This is a genomic window from Staphylococcus sp. HMSC059F04, assembly GCF_001812565.1.
Taxonomy (GTDB): Bacteria; Bacillota; Bacilli; order Staphylococcales; family Staphylococcaceae; genus Staphylococcus; species Staphylococcus lugdunensis.
Genome location: NZ_KV809478.1, coordinates 719 through 961, shown reverse-complemented (window position 1 = coordinate 961; position 243 = coordinate 719). Strand labels below are relative to the sequence as shown.

Below are 243 nucleotides of genomic sequence, written 5' to 3'. Positions count from 1 at the left end.
CACCAACAGTAACAGTAGACAATCCAAGCACATTGCCAAATGGTCAAACGCCTGGAACGTACACAGTACCAGCAACGGTAACATACCCAGATGGCTCAAAAGATCATGTGAATGTACCGGTAACAGTGAAAGAACAACCAGACAAAGACAAATATGAACCAAAAGTGACACCAATCACAAAAGGCTTTGGTACACCAACAACAGCGGATGAAGTTAAAAAAGCAGTAACAGTACCAGATTACC

At 42.4% G+C, this 243-nt stretch carries 1 protein-coding gene; it reads left to right on the top strand.

Features of this window, described 5'->3' with window-relative positions:
* On the top strand, nucleotides 1-243 hold a 243-nt coding region (locus HMPREF2864_RS08765; protein ID WP_141752081.1), incomplete at both ends, for a Rib/alpha-like domain-containing protein.